Origin of the sequence: Vulcaniibacterium tengchongense (assembly GCF_003814555.1) — a bacterium.
Lineage (GTDB): Bacteria > Pseudomonadota > Gammaproteobacteria > Xanthomonadales > Xanthomonadaceae > Vulcaniibacterium > Vulcaniibacterium tengchongense.
Window position 1 is genome coordinate 345,175 of record NZ_RKQN01000002.1, and the last position, 18,129, is coordinate 363,303.

Consider the following 18,129-nt stretch of genomic DNA (forward strand, 5'->3'; position numbering starts at 1 on the left):
GAACGAGCGCCGCCGCAGGCCTTCCGTAGTCCGCGTGCGGCGAGGCCCGCCATCCTGTTGGGCAAAACTTAAAGATTGGTGACACCGGCGTGACGCGATCGCGCGGCGGCGCGGCGCGCATCGCGGATCGCCGCCGAAACCGCGCGCCTTCCGCGCCGCGGGCCGACACGCCGCATTCGCTTGCTTCCGAAGCAAGGAAATGTTGGGTGCCGACCGGCCGGCGGCGGGCATGGCCCGTTCGCGCACCGCCGCGGGACGCGCCTGCGCGCGCCGTCGACGCGGCGCGGAGTAGACAGGACGCGGCCATGCACGGAAGGAGGAACGCGATGAAGAGCGTGTGGATGACGCAGGACGAGGCGACGCCGCTGTTCCCGTCGCTGTCCGGGCGGCTGGATGCGGACACCGCGGTGATCGGCGGCGGCATCGCCGGCGTCGCCACGGCGCTGTGGCTGAGCGAGGCCGGGCAACGCGTCGCGCTGGTCGAAGCCGACCGCATCGGCGCCGGCAACACCGGCCTGTCCACCGGCAACCTGTACGGCACGCTGTCGCAGGGCCTGGCGGCGCTGCGCCGCAAGTGGAGCGCCGACGCGTTGCGCGAGGCGGTCGCGCTGCGCCTGGAAGCGGTGGCGCGGATCGAGCGCGACGCGCGGCGCTTCGGCATCGACTGCGACTTCGCCCGGCGCCCGCAGTACCTGTGCGTGCGCGGCGACGATCCGCAGCGGCTGCGGCAGCTGGAGGAAGAGTACGAGGCCGCCGCCGAGGCCGGCCTGCACCCGCGCTGGCAAGACCCGCCGCCGCTGGGAACCGCGCGCGCGCTCACCCTCGAGGCGCAGGCGCAGTTCAACCCGTTCCTGTACGTGCGCGGCCTGGCCGCGGTGCTGCACGAGCGCGGCGTCCGCCTGTTCGAGCGCAGCCCGGTGGTCGAGGTCGATGCCGGCGAAGGCCGCGTGCGTACCGCCGCCGGCGAGGTGCGCGCGCGCGACGTCGTGATCGCCACGCATTCGCCGATCGGCTTCAACCTGGTGCAGGCGGAAATGGAGGTGTATCGCGAATACGGCCTCTCCGCCCGGCTGGCCGACGACGCGTATCCGCAGGGCATCCACTGGATCCGCGACGAAGCCCGCTCGGTCCGCAGTTATCGCCATCGCGGCGAGGCGTGGCTGGTGATCGTCGGCGAGAAGCACAAGACCGGCGAGCCCGAGCCCGGGGTCGACTACCCGCGGCGGCTGCAGGAGTACGCACGTGCGCACTTCCGCGTGGCGGAGTTCGGCCATGCCTGGTCGGCGCAGCAGTTCCGCTCCGCCGACGGGCTGCCGTACATCGGCCGCAGCGCGCACCGCAACGTCCACATCGCCACCGGCTTCGGCGCCGACGGCCTGACCTGGGGCGCGGTCGCGGCGGCGATCCTCGGCGAGCTGATCCTCGGCCGCGAGCCGCGCGGCGCCGAGTTGCTGTCCCCGCGCCGGTTCACCCCGGCCAAGTCGGCGCGCACCTGGGCCACGGAGAACGCCGCGGTGGTCCGGCACCTGGTCGGCGACCGCCTGGCCGCCGCCGAGGTGCAGGGGCTGGACCAGGTGCCGCCCGGCGCCGGCCGCATCGTCGAGGTCGACGGCCGCAAGTGCGCGGTCTACCGCGACCCGGAAGGCGGCCTGACCGTGCTGTCGCCGGTCTGCCCGCACCTGAAGTGCCACGTCGCCTGGAACCCCGAGGCCGGCAGCTGGGACTGCCCCTGCCACGGCAGCCGCTTCCGCCCGGACGGCAGCGTGCTGGAAGGGCCGGCGACCGCGCCGCTGGCGCGGGTCGCACCCTAGCCCTGGGCCGGCCACGCCCGGAACCGCCCCCGCCGCGCCTCGCGGAGGCCGGTGTCCGCGCCGCCGGTCGGAAACCCGCCCGTTCATCGCCAAGCCGCCCGTGTCCGCTCTTGACGGGTGGGTACGTTGTGATGGCCGTAACGAATCTTTGTTTAAGCTTCAGTCAGGTCAGCCCAATGCCGGCCCCTGCGATGGACCGCCCCTTCCCGAACGCCGCGGAGCGTCCGCATGCCCGTTGCCGTGCCGCCTTCGCCCCCTGCGCCCACGCCGGCCGGTGCCCAGCGCCAGCGCCTGCGGGTGCTGCTGGTCGATGCGGACCCGGCGCGGCGCAACGCCGAACGGCGCTGGCTGGAGAGCGGCGGCCACGAGGTGCACGTCGCCGCCGACGTCGCCCAGGCCCTGGCCCTGGGCACCGCGGTCATCCCGAGCGTGCTGGTCGCCGACGTCGCCGCGTGCTACTCGGCGCCGCTGGTCGAGCGGCTGCTGGAGGAACTGGCGGTGTTCGAGATCGGCGTGGTCCTGCTGCTGGAGGGCGAGACGCCGGTGCCGGAGGCCTGGGCCGACTACGTGCAGGTGCGCCGGCCCTTCACCCGCGAACAGCTGCTCGAATGCGTGGCCCGCACCGCGCGGCCGATACGCGCCTCCGGCAGCGCCCTGCGCCGCGAGCGCCAGCGCCGCGAGGAGGCGGAAACCCTGCTCGGCATCGCCCTGGACCTCACTTCGCGGGTGGAACTGCATGAACTGCTGCAGCGCGCCACCGACGCCGCGCGCGAGCTGACCGGCGCCGCCTACGCCGCGTTCTTCTACAACTGCCAGGACGAGCAGCGCGGGCATTACCGGCTCTACACCCTGTCGGGGGCGCCGCGCGAGGCGTTCGACTGCTTCGGCATGCCGCGCAACACCCCGCTGTTCGCGCCGACCTTCGCCGGCGAACGCATCGTGCGCAGCGACGACGTGCTGCGCGAGCCGCTGTACGGCCGGCTGCCGCCGCACCACGGCATGCCGGCGGGCCACCTGCCGGTGCGCAGCTACCTGGCCGTGCCGGTGGTCTCGCGCTCGCGCGAGGTGTTCGGCGGGCTGTTCTTCGGCCATCCCGAGCCGGCGATGTTCACCCAGCGCGCCGAGCGCCTGGCGGTGGCGGTGGCGGCGCAGGCGGCCGTCGCGATCGGCAACAGCCGCCGCCTGGCCGCGCTGCGCGGCACGCCGGCCGGCAACCGCGAGGGCTCCGGCTGAGCCGCGCCTGGCATGCGGCCGGTTTCACGTCGCCTTGTGGCGGGGCGGCCTACAACGGCTCGACCGCGCCCGCAGGAGCCGCCGCATGGCGAACCGATCCGGCGCGCGCCGGCCACCTGCGGCGCCGCGCCGATGAGCCTCAGCGAATACCGCCGCAAGCGCCGCTTCGACCGCACCCGCGAACCCGCGCCGGAGCGCGCGGCGAAGTCCGGCCGCGCGATCTTCGTGGTGCAGCTGCACCACGCCCGCCGCCGCCACTACGACTTCCGCCTGCAGGTGGGCGACGCGCTCAAGAGCTGGGCGGTGCCCAAGGGCCCGAGCTTCGACCCCAAGGTCAAGCGCCTCGCGGCCGAGGTCGAGGATCACCCGCTGGCCTACGCCGATTTCGAGGGCGAGATCCCGCAGGGCGAGTACGGCGGCGGCCACGTCGCGCTGTTCGACCGCGGCGTGTGGGCGACCGAGGGGGACGCCGAGGCGCAGCTGGCCAAGGGCCACCTGCGCTTCGAGCTGTTCGGCGACAAGCTCAAGGGCGCCTGGCACCTGGTCCGCACCGCGCGCCCGGCGCGGCAGCCGGAGTGGTTGCTGTTCAAGGCCGAGGACGAGTTCGCCGGCGCGGTGGAGGCCGACGACCTGCTCGGCGACGTGGCCCCGCCGGACGGCCGGGGCGGGCGGCGCGCGGCCGCGGCCAAGTCCGCCACGAAGGCCGCGAAGAAGACGGCGAAGCCCGAGGCGGCGAAGAAAACCGCGGCGGCGGCCAAGCCGGCTCCGCGCCGCCGCCGGGTCGACTGGCGCAAGCGCGCCGAGGCCCTGCCCGGTGCGCGCGCGGGCAAGCTGCGCGACGCGCCGTTCGAGCCGCAGCTGGCGCGCCTGGTCGACCAGCCGCCGGCGGGCGGGGAGTGGCTGCACGAGATCAAGTGGGACGGCTACCGCCTGCTCGCCGTGATCCGCGACGGCGGCGCGCGGATCTGGTCGCGCAACGCGCTGCCGTGGACGCAGAAGGTGCCGGACATCGCCGCCTCGCTGGAGCGGCTGGGCGTGCGCCAGGCGGCGCTCGACGGCGAGCTGATCGCCGGCGCCGGCGGCCAGGCCGATTTCGGCCTGCTCCAGGCCACGCTCGCCGGCGAGAAGAGCGCGGCGCTGACCTACGTGCTGTTCGACCTGCTGCACCTGGAAGGCGTCGACCTGAGCCGGGTCGCGCAGGTCGAGCGCAAGGCGCTGCTCGAGGCGTTGCTGCAGCGCCCGCCGCCGCACCTGGCCTACAGCTCGCACAGCGTCGGCAACGGCGAGGCGGCGTTCGCGCTGGCGCACGAGCGCGGCTGGGAAGGCATCGTCTCCAAGCGCGCCTCCGCGCCGTACCGCGGCGGCCGCGGCGACGACTGGCGCAAGACCAAGCGCCTGGCCAGCGAGGAGTTCGCGGTGGTCGGCTTCACCGCGCCCAAGGGCGCGCGCGCCGGCTTCGGCTCGCTGCTGCTGGCGCGGCCGGACCCGCGCCACGGCTGGCGCTACGCCGGGCGGGTCGGCGCCGGCTTCAGCGACGAACTGCTGCGCGAGTTGTCGGCGCGGCTCGAGCGCGGCGCACGCGGCGAGCCGACCGTGCACGTGGCCGTGGACGATCCGGAGCTGCGCCGGGCGAAGTGGATCGAGCCGCGCCTGGTGGTCGAGGTCTACTACCGCGGCTTCGGCAGCCAGGGCGTGCTGCGCCAGCCTTCGCTCAAGGGCGTGCGCCCGGACAAGGCCCCCGACGACCTGCTCGACGGCGACCGGCCGGCGGCGCCGGGACCGGGTCGCGCACCCGCGCGGCGGCGCGCGGCGGCGAAACCGGCCGACGCCGCGAACCACGCCCCGCGCCTCACCCATCCCGAGCGCGTGGTCTATCCGGATGCGGGCATCACCAAGGCCGAGGTCGCCGCCTACTACCAGGCGATGGCGGACTGGCTGCTGCCGGAGATCGTCGGCCGGCCGGTGTCGATCGTGCGCTGCCCGCAGGGCGTGGAGCGCACCTGCTTCTTCCAGAAGCACCACACCGCCGGGCTCGAGGCGGTGGTCGCCGTGCCGCTGAAGGAGGAAGGCGGGCGCGACGCCGAATACCTGGTGGTGCGCGACCTGCGCGGGTTGATGGAACTGGTGCAGTTCAACGCGCTGGAATTCCACCCTTGGGGGGCGCGCGCGGAGACGCCGGACCAGGCCGACCGGGTGGTGTTCGATCTCGACCCGGGCCCGGACGTGCCCTGGAGCGAGGTGGTCGCCGCGGCGCGCCTGGTGCGCGAGCGCCTCGAGCAGGTGTCGCTGCGCTCCTACCTGCGCACGTCCGGCGGCAAGGGCCTGCACGTGGTGGTGCCGCTGAGCCCGGGGTGCGACTGGAGCCTGGTCAAGCCGTTCACCCAGGCCTTCGCCGAATCGATGGCGCAGATGGAGCCGCTGAAGTTCGTGTCCACCGCCTCCAAGCGCTACCGCAAGGGCAAGATCTTCGTCGATTACCTGCGCAACGGCCGCGGCGCCACCAGCGTCGCCTCGTTCTCGCTGCGCGTGCGCGCCGGCGCGCCGGTGGCGATGCCGCTGCGCTGGGAGGAACTGGCGCGGCTGCGCAGCGGCGCCGCGTTCGACATCTTCAGCGCGCCGAAGCGGATGCGGCGGCTGAAGCGGCACCCGTGGCACGGCATCGACGCGGTGCGGCAGAACCTGGACGACGTGAGCCGGATGCTGGGGCTGGCGAAATCGCGATAACCCCGCCGCGTGGCGCAAGGCCGCCGAGCGCCTCGCGCCATGCCTCCGCTTCCCTTTGCCTTGCAGGGCGAGCCATCCGCGTCGTTCCGCTACGGGAGCGGGATCGCCGCCGCCGCGAAACGCGGCCTGCGCCGCGGCGACTCGATCTCAATGCCGCGGCGTGCTCCCGCCGACGTCGCCGCCGCCGATGTCCTGGCCCTGGCCGTAGCTGGCCTCGGTCTGCTGTTGCTGCTCGCGGCCGGTCGGCGAGTAGCGGCTCTGGCCGCGGCTCTCGTCCTCGCGCACCCGCAGGCGGTTCTCGATGTCGCGCACGCCGCTGCAGGACTCGGCCAGGTCCTCGGCGCGGTACTTCATCTGCCGCCGGCCCACCTCGCCTTCGAGGGTGACCACGCCCTGGCGCACCTGCACCTCGATGCCGCGCGCGTCGATGTCGTCGGCGTCGGTCAGGCGCTCGCACAGCTCCTCGCGGATGCGCTCGTCGGAGCGGGTGTAGTTCTTCGGCCCGATGCCGCGGTAGCCGCGCATGCCGGCGGAAGCGCCGTAGCCGGCATGGCGGCTGCTGCCGTAGCCGCCGCTGCCGCCGTAGCCGCTGCCGGCGTGACCCGCCCGGCCGCCGCCGAAGCGCTCGTCGCCGGCGGGCGGGCCCTGCCACGGCGCGCGGCCGGTGCCGCTGGCGCTGGCGTAGCGGCCCTCGCGCCATGGGCTGTCGTCGTCGCCGTACTCGCTGGCGTAGGTCTCGCCACGGTAGTCGCTGCCGCCGTAGCCGCGGCCGAACTCGCGCTCGCCCAGGCCGTAGCTGCGCTCGCCGCCGGTGCGCGGGGCGTAGCCGCCCGGTCCGCCGCGGCCGAGGTCGTAGCCGCGCGGGTAGTCGCCCGGGTGGCGCTGGTCGCTGTAGCCGAAGTCGGCGGCGCCGAAATCCTGGCCGCGCTCGGCGCCGAAGCGGTAACCCTGGTTGCGGTAGCCGCGCATCCGCTCGCGGTCGTGCTCGTGTTCGCCGAACGAGCCCTGGCGGCCGTAGGTGCGCTGTTCGATGTCCGGGTCCTGCTCGCGGAAGGGGCGGTCTTCGTTTCGGTTCATGGCATGTCTCCTGTCGCTGAGCCAATCGCGGCTGGCGTCGGCGAAACGCTTGCCCAGCCGGACGAGGTCTTGCGCCATCTCGTTGAGTTCGGCGCGAATGCTGCTGTCTCGCATGGCGTGATTCCTCCAGCAGAAGGCGGGGCGGCCCGCGCTCGGAGCGCCACGCCCCGGTGCGCGGTTCGCGTCGATCCACTGTGCCGCAGGCGCCGTTACGCGCCCGCGATGCCGCGGTTAGGCGCGGCGCGGGCGCGTTCAAGATCGTGGCCGGCGCGTGCAGGCGCTCAGGCGCCGGCGCCGGACAGCCCGTTCGAGGCGGCGCCGGCGCGCAGCTCGCGCGCGACGCCCTCCAGCGGCGCCGGCCGCCCGAACCAGTAGCCCTGCACCTGGTCGCAGCCGTGCCGGCGCAGCCACTCGTACTGCGCCCGCGTCTCCACGCCCTCGGCGATCACGGTCAGGCCCAGGCTGTGCCCGAGCGCGAGCAGCGCGCGGCAGATCGAGGCGTTGCGCTCGTCGCTGTCGACCTCGGCGACGAACGAGCGGTCGATCTTGAGCGCGTCCAGCGGCAGGTGGCGCAGGTACGACAGGCTGGAAAAGCCGGTGCCGAAGTCGTCCAGCGACACGCACACGCCCTGCCGCTGCAGCTGGCGCAGCGTGTGCATCGCCTGCTCGGGGCGGTTGAGCAGCACGCTCTCGGTCAACTCCACGTGCAGCGCGCCGCGCTCCAGCCCGAACTCCGCCATCGCCGCCTGGATGTCCGCGACCAGATCGCTGTCGAGGAACTGCACCAGCGAGATGTTGATCGCGATCGGCAGCGTCACCCCGGCCTCGCGCAGCCGCCGCTGCGCGCGCGCCGCCTCGCGCAGCGCCCAGCGGCCCAGCGGCACGATCTGCCCGGAGTCCTCGCACATGCCGATGAACTCGGCCGGCGGCACGAAGCCGCCGCCGGGCAGCGGCCAGCGGGTCAGCGCCTCCAGCGCGGCCGGCGTGCCGTCCCCGGCGTGGCGGATGATCTGGAAGTGCAGTTCGAACTCGCCCGCGTCGAGCGCGCGGTGGATGCGCCCGGCCAGCTGCAGGCGGCGCTTGGCGCGTTCGGTCATGGCGCGGTCGAAGCGCATCACCGCGAAGCGTTCGCTGCGCGCCGCGTGCACGGCCAGGGCGGCGTTGTCGATCACCTGCGCCGGCTCGGCGCCGTCGCCGGGAAAGTCGGCCTGGCCGATCCAGGCTTCCAGCCGGTGCAGGCTGTCCGCGCCCGGCACCGGCTCGCCGACCGCCGCCTGCAGCGCGGCCAGCGCCTCCTCGCCCGCGCCCGGCGCGCGCACCGCCAGCACGAACTCGTCGTCGCGCATGCAGGCGGCCAGGCCGTAGCGCTCGCCGAGCGCGTCGAGCCGGCGCGCGATCGCCCGCCGCACCTCGTCGCCGGCGCCGCGGCCAAGGCTGTCCTCGATCAGCTCCAGCCCGCGCAGCTGCACGTAGAGGATGCGGTAGGCCTCGGCCCCGGCCAGGCGCTCGGCCAGCGCGTGCGCGTTGAGCAGGCCGGTGGTGGGCTCGTGGCCGGCGCGCCAGGCGAGCTCGCGCTGGTGCGCCATCAGCTCGGTGATGTCCTCGGCCAGGATCAGCCGCGCCGGGCGGCCGGCGAATTCGATGTCGGCGCTGTACACCTTCACCTGGCGGACCGAGCCGTCCTTGCGCCGGTGCGACCACACCCGCGCCTCGTCGAAGCCCTCGCGCGGGCGGCGGATGTCCTCCAGCAGCGCCGCGTGCTGCTCCGGCGGGCGGATGTCGAGGATGCGCATCGCCAGGAATTCGTCGCGGCTGTAGCCGTAGCGCTCGGTCGCGGCGCGGTTGACCTCGAGGAAGCGCAGCGTCTCCAGGTCGAACACCCAGAACGGCAGCGGGTTGCGCTCGAACAGCAGGCGGAACTGGCGCTCGGCGTCGGTCAGCCGCGCCTGCACGCGCATGCGCTCGCTGATGTCGACCACGGTGCCGGTCATGGTCTCGGCGCCGTCCTCGCCGGCGACCACGGCGCCGCGGATGGTGAGCCAGCGCACCTCGCCGTCGCGGCGGACGATCCGGTAGTCGGCCTGGAACGGGGCGCGCTCGCGCCAGGCGCGGCCGAGCAGGCGCAGCAGGCGCCGGCGGTCGCCGGGGTGCACCATCGCGTAGAACTCGGCGCGGCGGCAGCCGGTGCGCGACGGATCGAGGCCGAGCAGCTCGCTGACCTGCTCGGACCATGCGATATGGTCGCTGCCGCGCGCGATCGCCCAGGTGCCGGTGCGGCCGACCCGCTGCGCCATGCGCAGGCGGACCGCGCTGCGCGCCAGCTCGTCCAGCAGCCGCGCCTGCGCCGCGCCGCCCCGCCGCACCGTGCGCAGCAGGTAGGCCAGCCCGGCCCAGTACAGCAGGTACAGCACCGCCGCCGCCGCGACGAAGCGGCGCCACGGCGCCAGCACCTCGTCGCGCGAGACGCCGGCGGCGATCATCAGCGGGTAGCCCTGCAGCGCGCGCGCGGCGACGATCCGCTCGACGCCGTCGAGATGGCTGGTGCGCAGGCGCGCGCCGGACGCGCCGGCCAGCTCGCCGGGGAAGCGCCGGCCGACCAGCGCCGGCGCGTGGCTGTGCGCGAGCACGGTGCCGTCGCGGTCGAGCACCTCGACCATGCCTTCGCGGCCGGTGTCGAGGCCGGCGATGATGCCGTGCAGTTCCTCGGCGCGCAGGCGCGCGAGGACCCAGCGATCCGGCCCCAGCGGCATCGCCAGCGGCAGCAGCCACTGCCCCCGCGCGCGCTGCGGCGGGCCGACGTGCAGCGCGCTGCCGCGGCCGCGGCGGTCGTCGGCGATCCAGCGCGGCAGGCTCGGGTCGCCGCGCCCCGGAAGCAACGCGCGCCCCTGGCCGTCGAGCACGACGATGCTCTCCAGTTCGGCATGGCGCTCGAGCACGCCGCGGATCGCCTCGCCCAGCAGCGGGGCCGCCTGCGCGGGCACGTTGCGGAACAACTGCTCGGCATCGCCGGCGATGCCGAGCAGCGCGCGCTCCAGGTTGCGCAGCTCCAGGCGCAGCAGGCGCTCGGCGCCGGCGCTCAGCGCCTGGCTCTGGCGCTGCGCCGAGGCCAGGCGGGTCTCCCGGTCGCCGAGCACCACGTAGGTCAACCCGGCCAGCAGCGCCGCCCCGAGCAGCAGGCCGGCGACCAGGATCGCGCGGGTCGAGCCGGTGCCGGGCGAAGAGCTTGGCGCTGCACTGACGACCATCGTTCCGCCGTGACGAGAGATGAGAAAAACGAAGCAACGCCTGCGGCCGATGATGGCATCGCATGCCGGAATTGGCGAGCGGCGGCGGTCACGCCCGGTCCACCGGCGCGGGTGTATGCCGCGCGCATGGAACGCAGGTTCGCGCCCGCCGCAATCCTCGCCGTCGGTCCGCGCGCGGCGGGCCCGATCGCCGCGGCGCTGCTGGCGGCGCTGCTCGGCGCTTGCGGGCATGCGCGCCTGCTCGCCGGCGAGGACACCGGGCCCACGCCGACGCTCGCGCCGCCGCGGCGCACGCCGCTGCCCACCGTCGACATCGCGCCGGCGCGCGGCTGGCCGGCGGACGCGGCGCCGGTCGCCGCGCCGGGCCTGCGCGTGCGTGCGTTCGCGCGCGGCCTGCGACATCCGCGCTGGCTGCACGTGCTGCCCAACGGCGACGTGCTGGTCGCCGAGAGCGGCGCGCCGCCGGGCAAGTCCGGCATCCGCGGGCTCAAGGGCCTGGCGATGGCCGCGGTGATGAAGCGCGCCGGCGCGGCGGTGCCGAGCGCCGATCGCATCACCCTGCTGCGCGACGCCGACGGCAACGGCCGGGCCGAGCTGCGCAGCGCCTTCGCCGAGGGCCTGGACTCGCCGTTCGGCATGGCCCTGGTCGGCGATGCGCTCTACGTCGCCAATGCCGGCTCGCTGGTGCGCTTCCGCTACCGCGAGGGCGACACGCGCGCGCGGGGCGCGGCGCAGAAGGTCGTCGACCTGCCGGGCAAGGGCGATGAACCCAACCACCACTGGACCAAGAGCCTGCTCGCCGCGCCGGGCGGCACGCGGCTGTACGTGGGCGTCGGCGCCAACAGCAACGTCGGCGAGAACGGCCTGGCCGCCGAGCGCGACCGCGCCGCGGTGCTGGAGGTCGATCCGGCCCGCGGCGCGGTGCGGGCCTACGCGACGGGCCTGCGCAACCCGGTCGGCCTGGACTGGGAGCCGCGCAGCGGCGCGCTGTGGGCGGCGGTCAACGAGCGCGACGAACTCGGCAGCGACCTGGTGCCGGACTACCTGGCCCGGCTCGAACGCGGCGCGTTCTACGGCTGGCCCCACGCGTACTGGGGCGCGCACCCCGATCCGCGGGTGCGGCCGGCGCGGCCGGATCGGGTCGCCGCCGCGCGCACGCCGGACTACGCGCTGGGCGCGCACGTCGCGCCGCTCGGGCTGGCGTTCGCGCGCGACGCGCGGCTCGGCCCCGGCTACGCCGAGGGCGCGTTCGTCGGCCTGCACGGCTCCTGGAACCGCCGCCCGCTGGCCGGCTACAAGGTGGTGTTCGTGCCGTTCCGCGACGGCACGCCGAGCGGGCCGATGCGCGAGGTGCTCGGCGGCTTCCTCGATGCGGCCGGCCGCGCCTACGGCCGCCCGGCCGGCGTGGCGGTCGACCGCCGCGGCGCGCTGCTGGTGGCCGACGACGCCGGCGACGCGGTCTGGCGCGTCGAACGTGCCGCGCCGTAGCCGGCCGCCGCGCCGGCGCGGGCCGCGCCCGTCCGGCCCCCCTCCTTTCGTCGCCGCACGCGAAAAAAACGCCGTCCCGGACTTGGCGGCGCGTTGACGTTGCCCTACATTCCGCTTGCCTGCAGGGTTTCGGGCACAACATCCACTATCGAGTTACTGCGAGACACATATGGCGAAGACCAAGCAAGTGGCAAAGAAAGCCGCGCCGAAGAAGGCCGCTGCCAAGCCGGCCGCTCCGAAGCCGATCAAGGAAGTCCTGAGCAAGTCCGGGCTGGTGGCGCACCTGTCCGAGACCTCCGGCGTCGTGGCTCGCGACGTGCGCGCCGTGCTGGCCGCGCTGGAAGGCGCGATCCACGGCTCCATCAGCAAGAAGGGCGCCGGCGCCTTCACCCTGCCGGGCGTGCTGAAGATCACTGCGGTCAACGTGCCGGCCAAGCCGCGCCGCAAGGGCATCAACCCCTTCACCAAGGAAGAGGTCTGGTTCGCCGCCAAGCCGGCTTCGGTGAAGGTCAAGGTGCGTCCGCTGAAGAAGCTCAAGGACGCCGCGGCCTGAGCCGCGCAAGCGAAGCGGCGCCCCGCGCCGCCCCGCATCGAAGCGGCGCCTCCGGGCGCCGCTTCTTTTTTGCGCCGTGCCGTCAGCCTCGGCCGCGCACCGGCCGCCTGCACGCTTCCGCCACGAACGGCGTCGCCTGCCTCCGCGCGCGCCGCACGCCCGTCACATACGCGGCCTAGCCTGTGCGCCGTCACAGGGGAGGCACCATGGTTCGGACGGGAACGCGCGCGCCGGCACGGACGCTGGCGTTGACGATCGCATGGCTCGTGCTGGGCGCGTGCGAGGCGCCGCCGCCCGCGGCGTCCGCGGCGGGGGAAGCGCCGGCGGTGGCCGCGCCGGAGCCTCTTGCGGCCGCCATAGACCGGTCGCGCGTACGCGCCGAGCAGGCGCTGCGCGCGCAGCGCATCCACACCCCGGCCGGCGACAACGCGGTGGAGTCCTACCTTGCCCTGCGCGAGCGCGAGCCGCAGGCCGCGGACGTCGCCGCCGCGCTGGCCGAGCTGCAGCCCTACGTGCTGATCGCCGCGGAGCAGGCGCTGGCCGCGGGCGAGATCGCCGAGGCGTGGCGGCTGCTGGCGCTGCTGGAGCGGATCGACGCGCAGGCTCCGGCGCTGCCGCGGTTGCGCGGAGCGCTGGCGCAGCGCGGGCAGGCTGCGCGCGAAGCCGCGCCCGCGGCGCCGCTCGCGAGCGCGCCCACGCCTGCGCCGGCCGCGCTGGCGGCGGCGAAGGTTACGCCCGCCGCGGCTTCCGCGCCCGCGCGCACGCCGCCCGCGGGCGCGGCGACCGCAACAGCGCCTGCCCGCACCGACGCCGCGCCCGCAAGCGTCGCGACCGCGGCCCCGCCACCGGCTGCACCGCCGGCGGCCACGACGCCTCCTTCCTCCGTGCCGCCGCGCGCGCACGCGGCGACTCGCGCGCCCCCGCGCCTGCTCAGCGATGCCGCGCCGCGCTACCCGCTCGCCGCGCGCAACCGCCGCATCGAAGGCAGCGCGGTGGTCGCCTTCACCGTCCGCCCCGACAGCAGCGTCGGCAACGCGCGCGTGCTCTCCGCGCGGCCGGCCGGCGTGTTCGAAGAGTCCGCGCTCGCCGCGGCCGTGCGCTGGCGCTTCGAGGCCACCGGGCGCAGCGTCGACGGCGTGCGCACGCTGACCTTCCGCCTGCCGAAGGACGGCTGAGCCGCGCTGGCGGCGCCGCGGCCGCGCGGCGACAATGCCGGCATGGACACGCCCTCCTCCGCCCTGCTCGAGACCGTCGAGCACGAAACCGGCCCGTCCCCGGCCTGGGCCGTGCTGTGGCTGCACGGCCTCGGCGCCGACGGCCACGACTTCGCCCCGATCGTGCCCCAGCTGCTGCGCCCGCACTGGCCGGCGCTGCGCTTCGTGTTCCCGCACGCGCCGCTGCGCCCGGTCACCCTCAACAACGGCCTGCGCATGCGCGCCTGGTACGACATCGTCAGCCTCGATTTCGACCGCCGCGCCGACGAAGCCGGCGTCGCCGCCTCGGTGGCGCAGGCCGAGGCGCTGATCGCGCGCGAGCACGCGCGCGGCGTGCCGCCGGAGCGGATCGTGCTGGTCGGCTTCTCGCAGGGCGGCTCGATCGCCCTGGCCGCAGGATTGCAGCGGGCGCGGCCGCTGGCCGGCGTGGCCGGCCTGTCGACCTACCTGCCGCTGGCGCCGGCCGATGCCGCCGCGCGCCTGCACGAGGCCGCCCGCGCCCAGCCGGTGTTCATGGCCCACGGCGGCTTCGACCCGGTGGTGCCGGCGCAGGTCGGCGCCCGCGGCGCCGCCACGTTGCGCGAACTCGGCTTCGCGGTGGACTGGCACGAATACCCGATGGCCCACCAGGTCTGCGCCGAGGAGATCCGCGACCTCGGCGACTGGCTGGAGCGCCGCTTCGCCTGAATCCGCGCCCGGGGCCGCCGCGCACGAATCGACAGGCCCTAAATCGGCGCCGCGGCCCGCGGACCGGCAGCCCGCCCCGCCTGAACCGGCGGCGGCGGATGACCACGGCCGCCGGCCGGCGCTACTATCCCCCGGGGCGATGTGCCGGCCGGACGGAGGCGCAGGGGACATGAGGGTAGTGATCGCCGATGACGAGCCCTTGGCGCGCGAGCGTCTGCGCGTGCTGCTGGCCGAACAGCGCGGTGTCGAGATCGTGGCCGAGGCCGCCGACGGCCACCACGCCCTGCACGCCTGCGCCGAGCACCGCCCCGACCTGGTCCTGCTCGACATCGCCATGCCCGGCATCGACGGGCTGGAGGCGGCGCGCCACCTGGCCGCGTTCGAGCCGCGCCCGGCGGTGGTGTTCTGCACCGCCTACGACGCGCACGCGCTGTCGGCGTTCGAGGCCGAGGCGATCGACTACCTGGTCAAGCCGGTGCGCCCGGAACGCCTGGCCGCGGCGCTGGAGCGCGTGCGCACCTTCGCCGCCGGCCGCGAGCGCGCCGCCGAATCCGGCAACGCGCGCCGCCGCAGCCACCTGTGCGCGCGCCTGCGCGGCAGCCTGCGCCTGATCCCGATCGAGGACGTGCACTACCTGCACGCCGAGGAGAAATACGTCGTCGTCCACCACGCCCGCGGCGAGGACCTGATCGAGGAATCGCTGAAGTCGCTGGAGGACGAGTTCGGCGAACGCTTCGTGCGCATCCACCGCAACTGCCTGGTCGCCCGCCACGAGATCGTCGAACTGCGCCGCAGCCCCGAAGGCCACGTCCAGGCCGTGCTGCGCCACGGCAAGCAACCGCTCGAAGTCAGCCGCCGCTGCGCGGCGGCCGTGAAGGAGACGCTCAAGCATTTGTGACGCTCCATCCTTACCGGCGCAGCGCCGCAAACAGCGCCCCGGCGCCGGCAGGGACTGCGGCCTATTTCTGAGCTGCCTACGCGGTAGCGAACGACCGAGCACGGCAGTGACTTGACCCGCTCCAGCTTCTGAGCTGCCTACGCGGCAGCGAACGCCGAGCCGCGCGCACTCGGCATAGGCGTCGACTTCTGAGCTGCCTACGCGGCAGCGAACAGGCTTCGGCCGTCCGCGAAACGCAGCGGGGCCTTCTGAGCTGCCTACGCGGCAGCGAACATTCCGACTTTGCGGACTGGTGCGGCGACTTTCTTCCGAGCTGCCTACGCGGCAGCGAACGCTTTCCGGCCCCGCTTGCGAATGCCGCCCGCCTTCTGAGCTGCCTACGCGGCAGCGAACCACGATGCCCAGCAGCTTCTGCAGCGCTTCCTCTTCTGAGCTGCCTACGCGGCAGCGAACCGTCACCATGCCGATCACCAACCCGCCGGATTCTTCTGAGCTGCCTACGCGGCAGCGAACATGCGTTCGCGGCGTTTCCAGCGTCGCGCGCTCTTCTGAGCTGCCTACGCGCAGCGAACATGATTACTGCATGCGCGTGCACGGGAACAGCCTTCTGAGCTGCCTACGCGGCAGCGAACCAAGCTTGGAAATTCCAGACGTGGCGGCCCGACTTCTGAGCTGCCTACGCGGCAGCGAACTCATGAACATGAATGGCGTAAAGCGTGCTTGGTCTTCTGAGCTGCCTACGCGGCAGCGAACCGCATCGTTTTCCCGTCCTTGGAGTACTCGTACTTCTGAGCTGCCTACGCGGCAGCGAACTTGTCTCCCTGTTTCGCCTCGCCGGGACGGCTCTTCTGAGCTGCCTACGCGGCAGCGAACAGCGTATGCACCATCCGTTAGAGCGTGCATCAGCTTCTGAGCTGCCTACGCGGCAGCGAACGCCAGCGCAGGTCGCGCTTGCGTTCCGCCGACCTTCTGAGCTGCCTACGCGGCAGCGAACAGTTTCGGAAGCGGGGAGGGCCTGAGCTATGTCTTCTGAGCTGCCTACGCGGCAGCGAACCCTCTGATGCGCCTGATGCGTCTCAGCCTGCGCTTCTGAGCTGCCTACGCGGCAGCGAACACGTACACCGCGCTGCGTGCGATGGCCTACGACTTCTGAGCTGCCTACGCGGCAGCGAACCTCGCCGCAGTCCTCGCAGTCGTCACGCGGCTCTTCTGAGCTGCCTACGCGGCAGCGAACGAGGGCATCACCGTCGAGCGCGTGCGCGGCTCCTTCTGAGCTGCCTACGCGGCAGCGAACGCGGATCATGCGGCTTCCTCCTCCGGGGTGGTCTTCTGAGCTGCCTACGCGGCAGCGAACCGGAAGGTGCGCGCGAGCATGTTGCGCTTGAACTTCTGAGCTGCCTACGCGGCAGCGAACAGGCCTCCGCCGAGGGCGTCCCCTCCCCTGCCCTTCTGAGCTGCCTACGCGGCAGCGAACACCTTTGCCAGCAACGGTGGCAAGGCGACGAACTTCTGAGCTGCCTACGCGGCAGCGAACCGCCCCGGGTCTTGACAGCGCTACGCGGTCATCTTCTGAGCTGCCTACGCGGCAGCGAACGAGGGCCCGGCGGGCGCGATGCACTTTCCGCTCTTCTGAGCTGCCTACGCGGCAGCGAACGGACCGCGGGATCGACAGGTGACAAGGAGACACTTCTGAGCTGCCTACGCGGCAGCGAACCGGTGCAGGGATGAGCGATACGGCCCCCTGGTCTTCTGAGCTGCCTACGCGGCAGCGAACGAGATGGAGATCGATCTCGGCCAGCTCGGAAACTTCTGAGCTGCCTACGCGGCAGCGAACGAGATGGAGATCGATCTCGGCCAGCTCGGAAACTTCTGAGCTGCCTACGCGGCAGCGAACGGTTGATCCGGACAATCCAGAAGAGGGCCTGACTTCTGAGCTGCCTACGCGGCAGCGAACTGGACATCGTGCTGCACCCGTCCATCCCATTGACTTCTGAGCTGCCTACGCGGCAGCGAACCCTGACCACCTTCTCCGCGTTTGGTCGAGGCTCTTCTGAGCTGCCTACGCGGCAGCGAACGCCAAGAGCACATGTCTCGCCACATCGGAGATCTTCTGAGCTGCCTACGCGGCAGCGAACTCGTCCGTCACCGGGAGATGAGGGCGCGCTATCTTCTGAGCTGCCTACGCGGCAGCGAACACGTGCTGCGCGAAGCAGTGAGCGCGGCGCGTCTTCTGAGCTGCCTACGCGGCAGCGAACTTCGTTGAGCTTCATTTCTTTGCCCTCATGGCCTTCTGAGCTGCCTACGCGGCAGCGAACCGTCAAGGCAAGGGCATTCGGCCGCGTTGCGTCTTCTGAGCTGCCTACGCGGCAGCGAACATATCTCTTAAGCGGCGCGCCTGGGCCAAGACCTTCTGAGCTGCCTACGCGGCAGCGAACGCGACTACTGCATTGCTCATTGCGGTCTCCCTTCTTCTGAGCTGCCTACGCGGCAGCGAACGATGTCGCCGCAGTGGGCAAAGTCCGGGTCAACTTCTGAGCTGCCTACGCGGCAGCGAACTTCGTTTCGGCGAGAACAACCCTCTGCCCTATCTTCTGAGCTGCCTAGGCGGCAGCGAACAAGCAATCGCTGTCGAGATCGCCGCGCGGGAACTTCTGAGCTGCCTACGCGGCAGCGAACAGCGAGCTCAGCGACGATCAGATCGTGGAACTCTTCTGAGCTGCCTACGCGGCAGCGAACCTCGGCGACCTCGTCCACGTCCTGGCCGATCACTTCTGAGCTGCCTACGCGGCAGCGAACGACGTTCTCGCGGCGATCCGTTCCCACGCTGACTTCTGAGCTGCCTACGCGGCAGCGAACCTTGCGAGCCTGGTGGCACAACCGAGATGGGCCTTCTGAGCTGCCTACGCGGCAGCGAACGCCTCCTCGACGGTTGTCGAAGCGCCCCGAAACTTCTGAGCTGCCTACGCGGCAGCGAACGCTATGCAGTTCGCGCAGCGCGGCGGCGAGTTCTTCTGAGCTGCCTACGCGGCAGCGAACGGTGAACCACGGCACCGGGAACGCGATCCGCTCTTCTGAGCTGCCTACGCGGCAGCGAACGGACGACAGCGCTCCCAGGCGGGTCTGCCAACTCTTCTGAGCTGCCTACGCGGCAGCGAACTCCTGTCGTGGAGAGGCCCGCGCCCTGCGAAACTTCTGAGCT

The 18,129-nt window shown here is 73.2% G+C and carries 10 protein-coding genes and 2 CRISPR repeat arrays (1 of these 12 only partly in view); of the genes, 8 read left to right on the plus strand and 2 right to left on the minus strand.

Annotated elements, in window-relative coordinates; translation table 11 throughout:
• Positions 1–326 precede the first annotated feature (326 nt).
• From EDC50_RS07975 to ligD, 3 genes are all read left to right on the plus strand, one after another.
• Positions 327–1,811: an FAD-dependent oxidoreductase gene (locus tag EDC50_RS07975; RefSeq protein WP_123769958.1), complete on the plus strand. Its 1,485-nt coding sequence runs from the start codon at positions 327–329 to the stop codon at positions 1,809–1,811.
• A gap of 228 nt (positions 1,812–2,039) precedes the next feature.
• Positions 2,040–3,044 carry a GAF domain-containing protein gene (locus EDC50_RS07980; protein ID WP_199742121.1) on the plus strand — a complete coding sequence of 335 codons (1,005 nt, stop codon included), beginning with the start codon at positions 2,040–2,042 and terminating at the stop codon, positions 3,042–3,044.
• A 132-nt stretch (positions 3,045–3,176) separates the two neighbouring features.
• Positions 3,177–5,768, plus strand: coding sequence for a DNA ligase D (ligD, locus tag EDC50_RS07985; RefSeq protein WP_123769959.1), 2,592 nt, complete (start codon positions 3,177–3,179; stop codon positions 5,766–5,768).
• Positions 5,769–5,915: 147 nt separating this feature from the next.
• Here the strand turns inward: ligD and EDC50_RS07990 are convergent, their stop codons facing one another.
• Together EDC50_RS07990 and EDC50_RS07995 are read right to left on the minus strand one after the other, a co-directional pair.
• Positions 5,916–6,959, minus strand: a complete 1,044-nt coding sequence (locus tag EDC50_RS07990) for a BON domain-containing protein (protein WP_147674821.1) — start codon at positions 6,957–6,959, stop codon at positions 5,916–5,918.
• A 167-nt stretch (positions 6,960–7,126) separates the two neighbouring features.
• Positions 7,127–10,090: a bifunctional diguanylate cyclase/phosphodiesterase gene (locus tag EDC50_RS07995; protein WP_123769961.1), complete on the minus strand. Its 2,964-nt coding sequence runs from the start codon at positions 10,088–10,090 to the stop codon at positions 7,127–7,129.
• 126 nt (positions 10,091–10,216) lie between these two features.
• On the opposite strand from EDC50_RS07995, the gene EDC50_RS08000 reads away from it, so the two are divergent.
• The 5 genes from EDC50_RS08000 to EDC50_RS08020 all read left to right on the plus strand — a co-directional run bounded on the left by EDC50_RS08000 (position 10,217) and on the right by EDC50_RS08020 (position 14,930).
• Positions 10,217–11,578 (plus strand): PQQ-dependent sugar dehydrogenase, encoded by a 1,362-nt coding sequence (locus EDC50_RS08000; protein WP_123769962.1) that lies wholly within the window; start codon positions 10,217–10,219, stop codon positions 11,576–11,578.
• 169 nt (positions 11,579–11,747) lie between these two features.
• Positions 11,748–12,131, plus strand: a complete 384-nt coding sequence (locus EDC50_RS08005; protein ID WP_123769963.1) for an HU family DNA-binding protein — start codon at positions 11,748–11,750, stop codon at positions 12,129–12,131.
• A 248-nt stretch (positions 12,132–12,379) separates the two neighbouring features.
• A complete protein-coding gene (locus tag EDC50_RS08010; RefSeq protein ID WP_123769964.1) occupies positions 12,380–13,306 on the plus strand; it encodes an energy transducer TonB in 927 nt (308 codons plus the stop codon).
• Positions 13,307–13,348: 42 nt separating this feature from the next.
• Positions 13,349–14,032, plus strand: a complete 684-nt coding sequence (locus EDC50_RS08015; RefSeq protein ID WP_123769965.1) for an alpha/beta hydrolase — start codon at positions 13,349–13,351, stop codon at positions 14,030–14,032.
• Between the two features lie 169 nt (positions 14,033–14,201).
• A complete protein-coding gene (locus tag EDC50_RS08020; RefSeq protein ID WP_123769966.1) occupies positions 14,202–14,930 on the plus strand; it encodes a LytR/AlgR family response regulator transcription factor in 729 nt (242 codons plus the stop codon).
• A 64-nt stretch (positions 14,931–14,994) separates the two neighbouring features.
• Positions 14,995–15,444: direct repeats of the CRISPR family, unit length 28 nt; unit sequence CTTCTGAGCTGCCTACGCGGCAGCGAAC.
• 90 nt (positions 15,445–15,534) lie between these two features.
• Positions 15,535–18,129: a CRISPR direct-repeat array (repeat unit 28 nt; unit sequence CTTCTGAGCTGCCTACGCGGCAGCGAAC) (it continues 920 nt past the right edge of the window).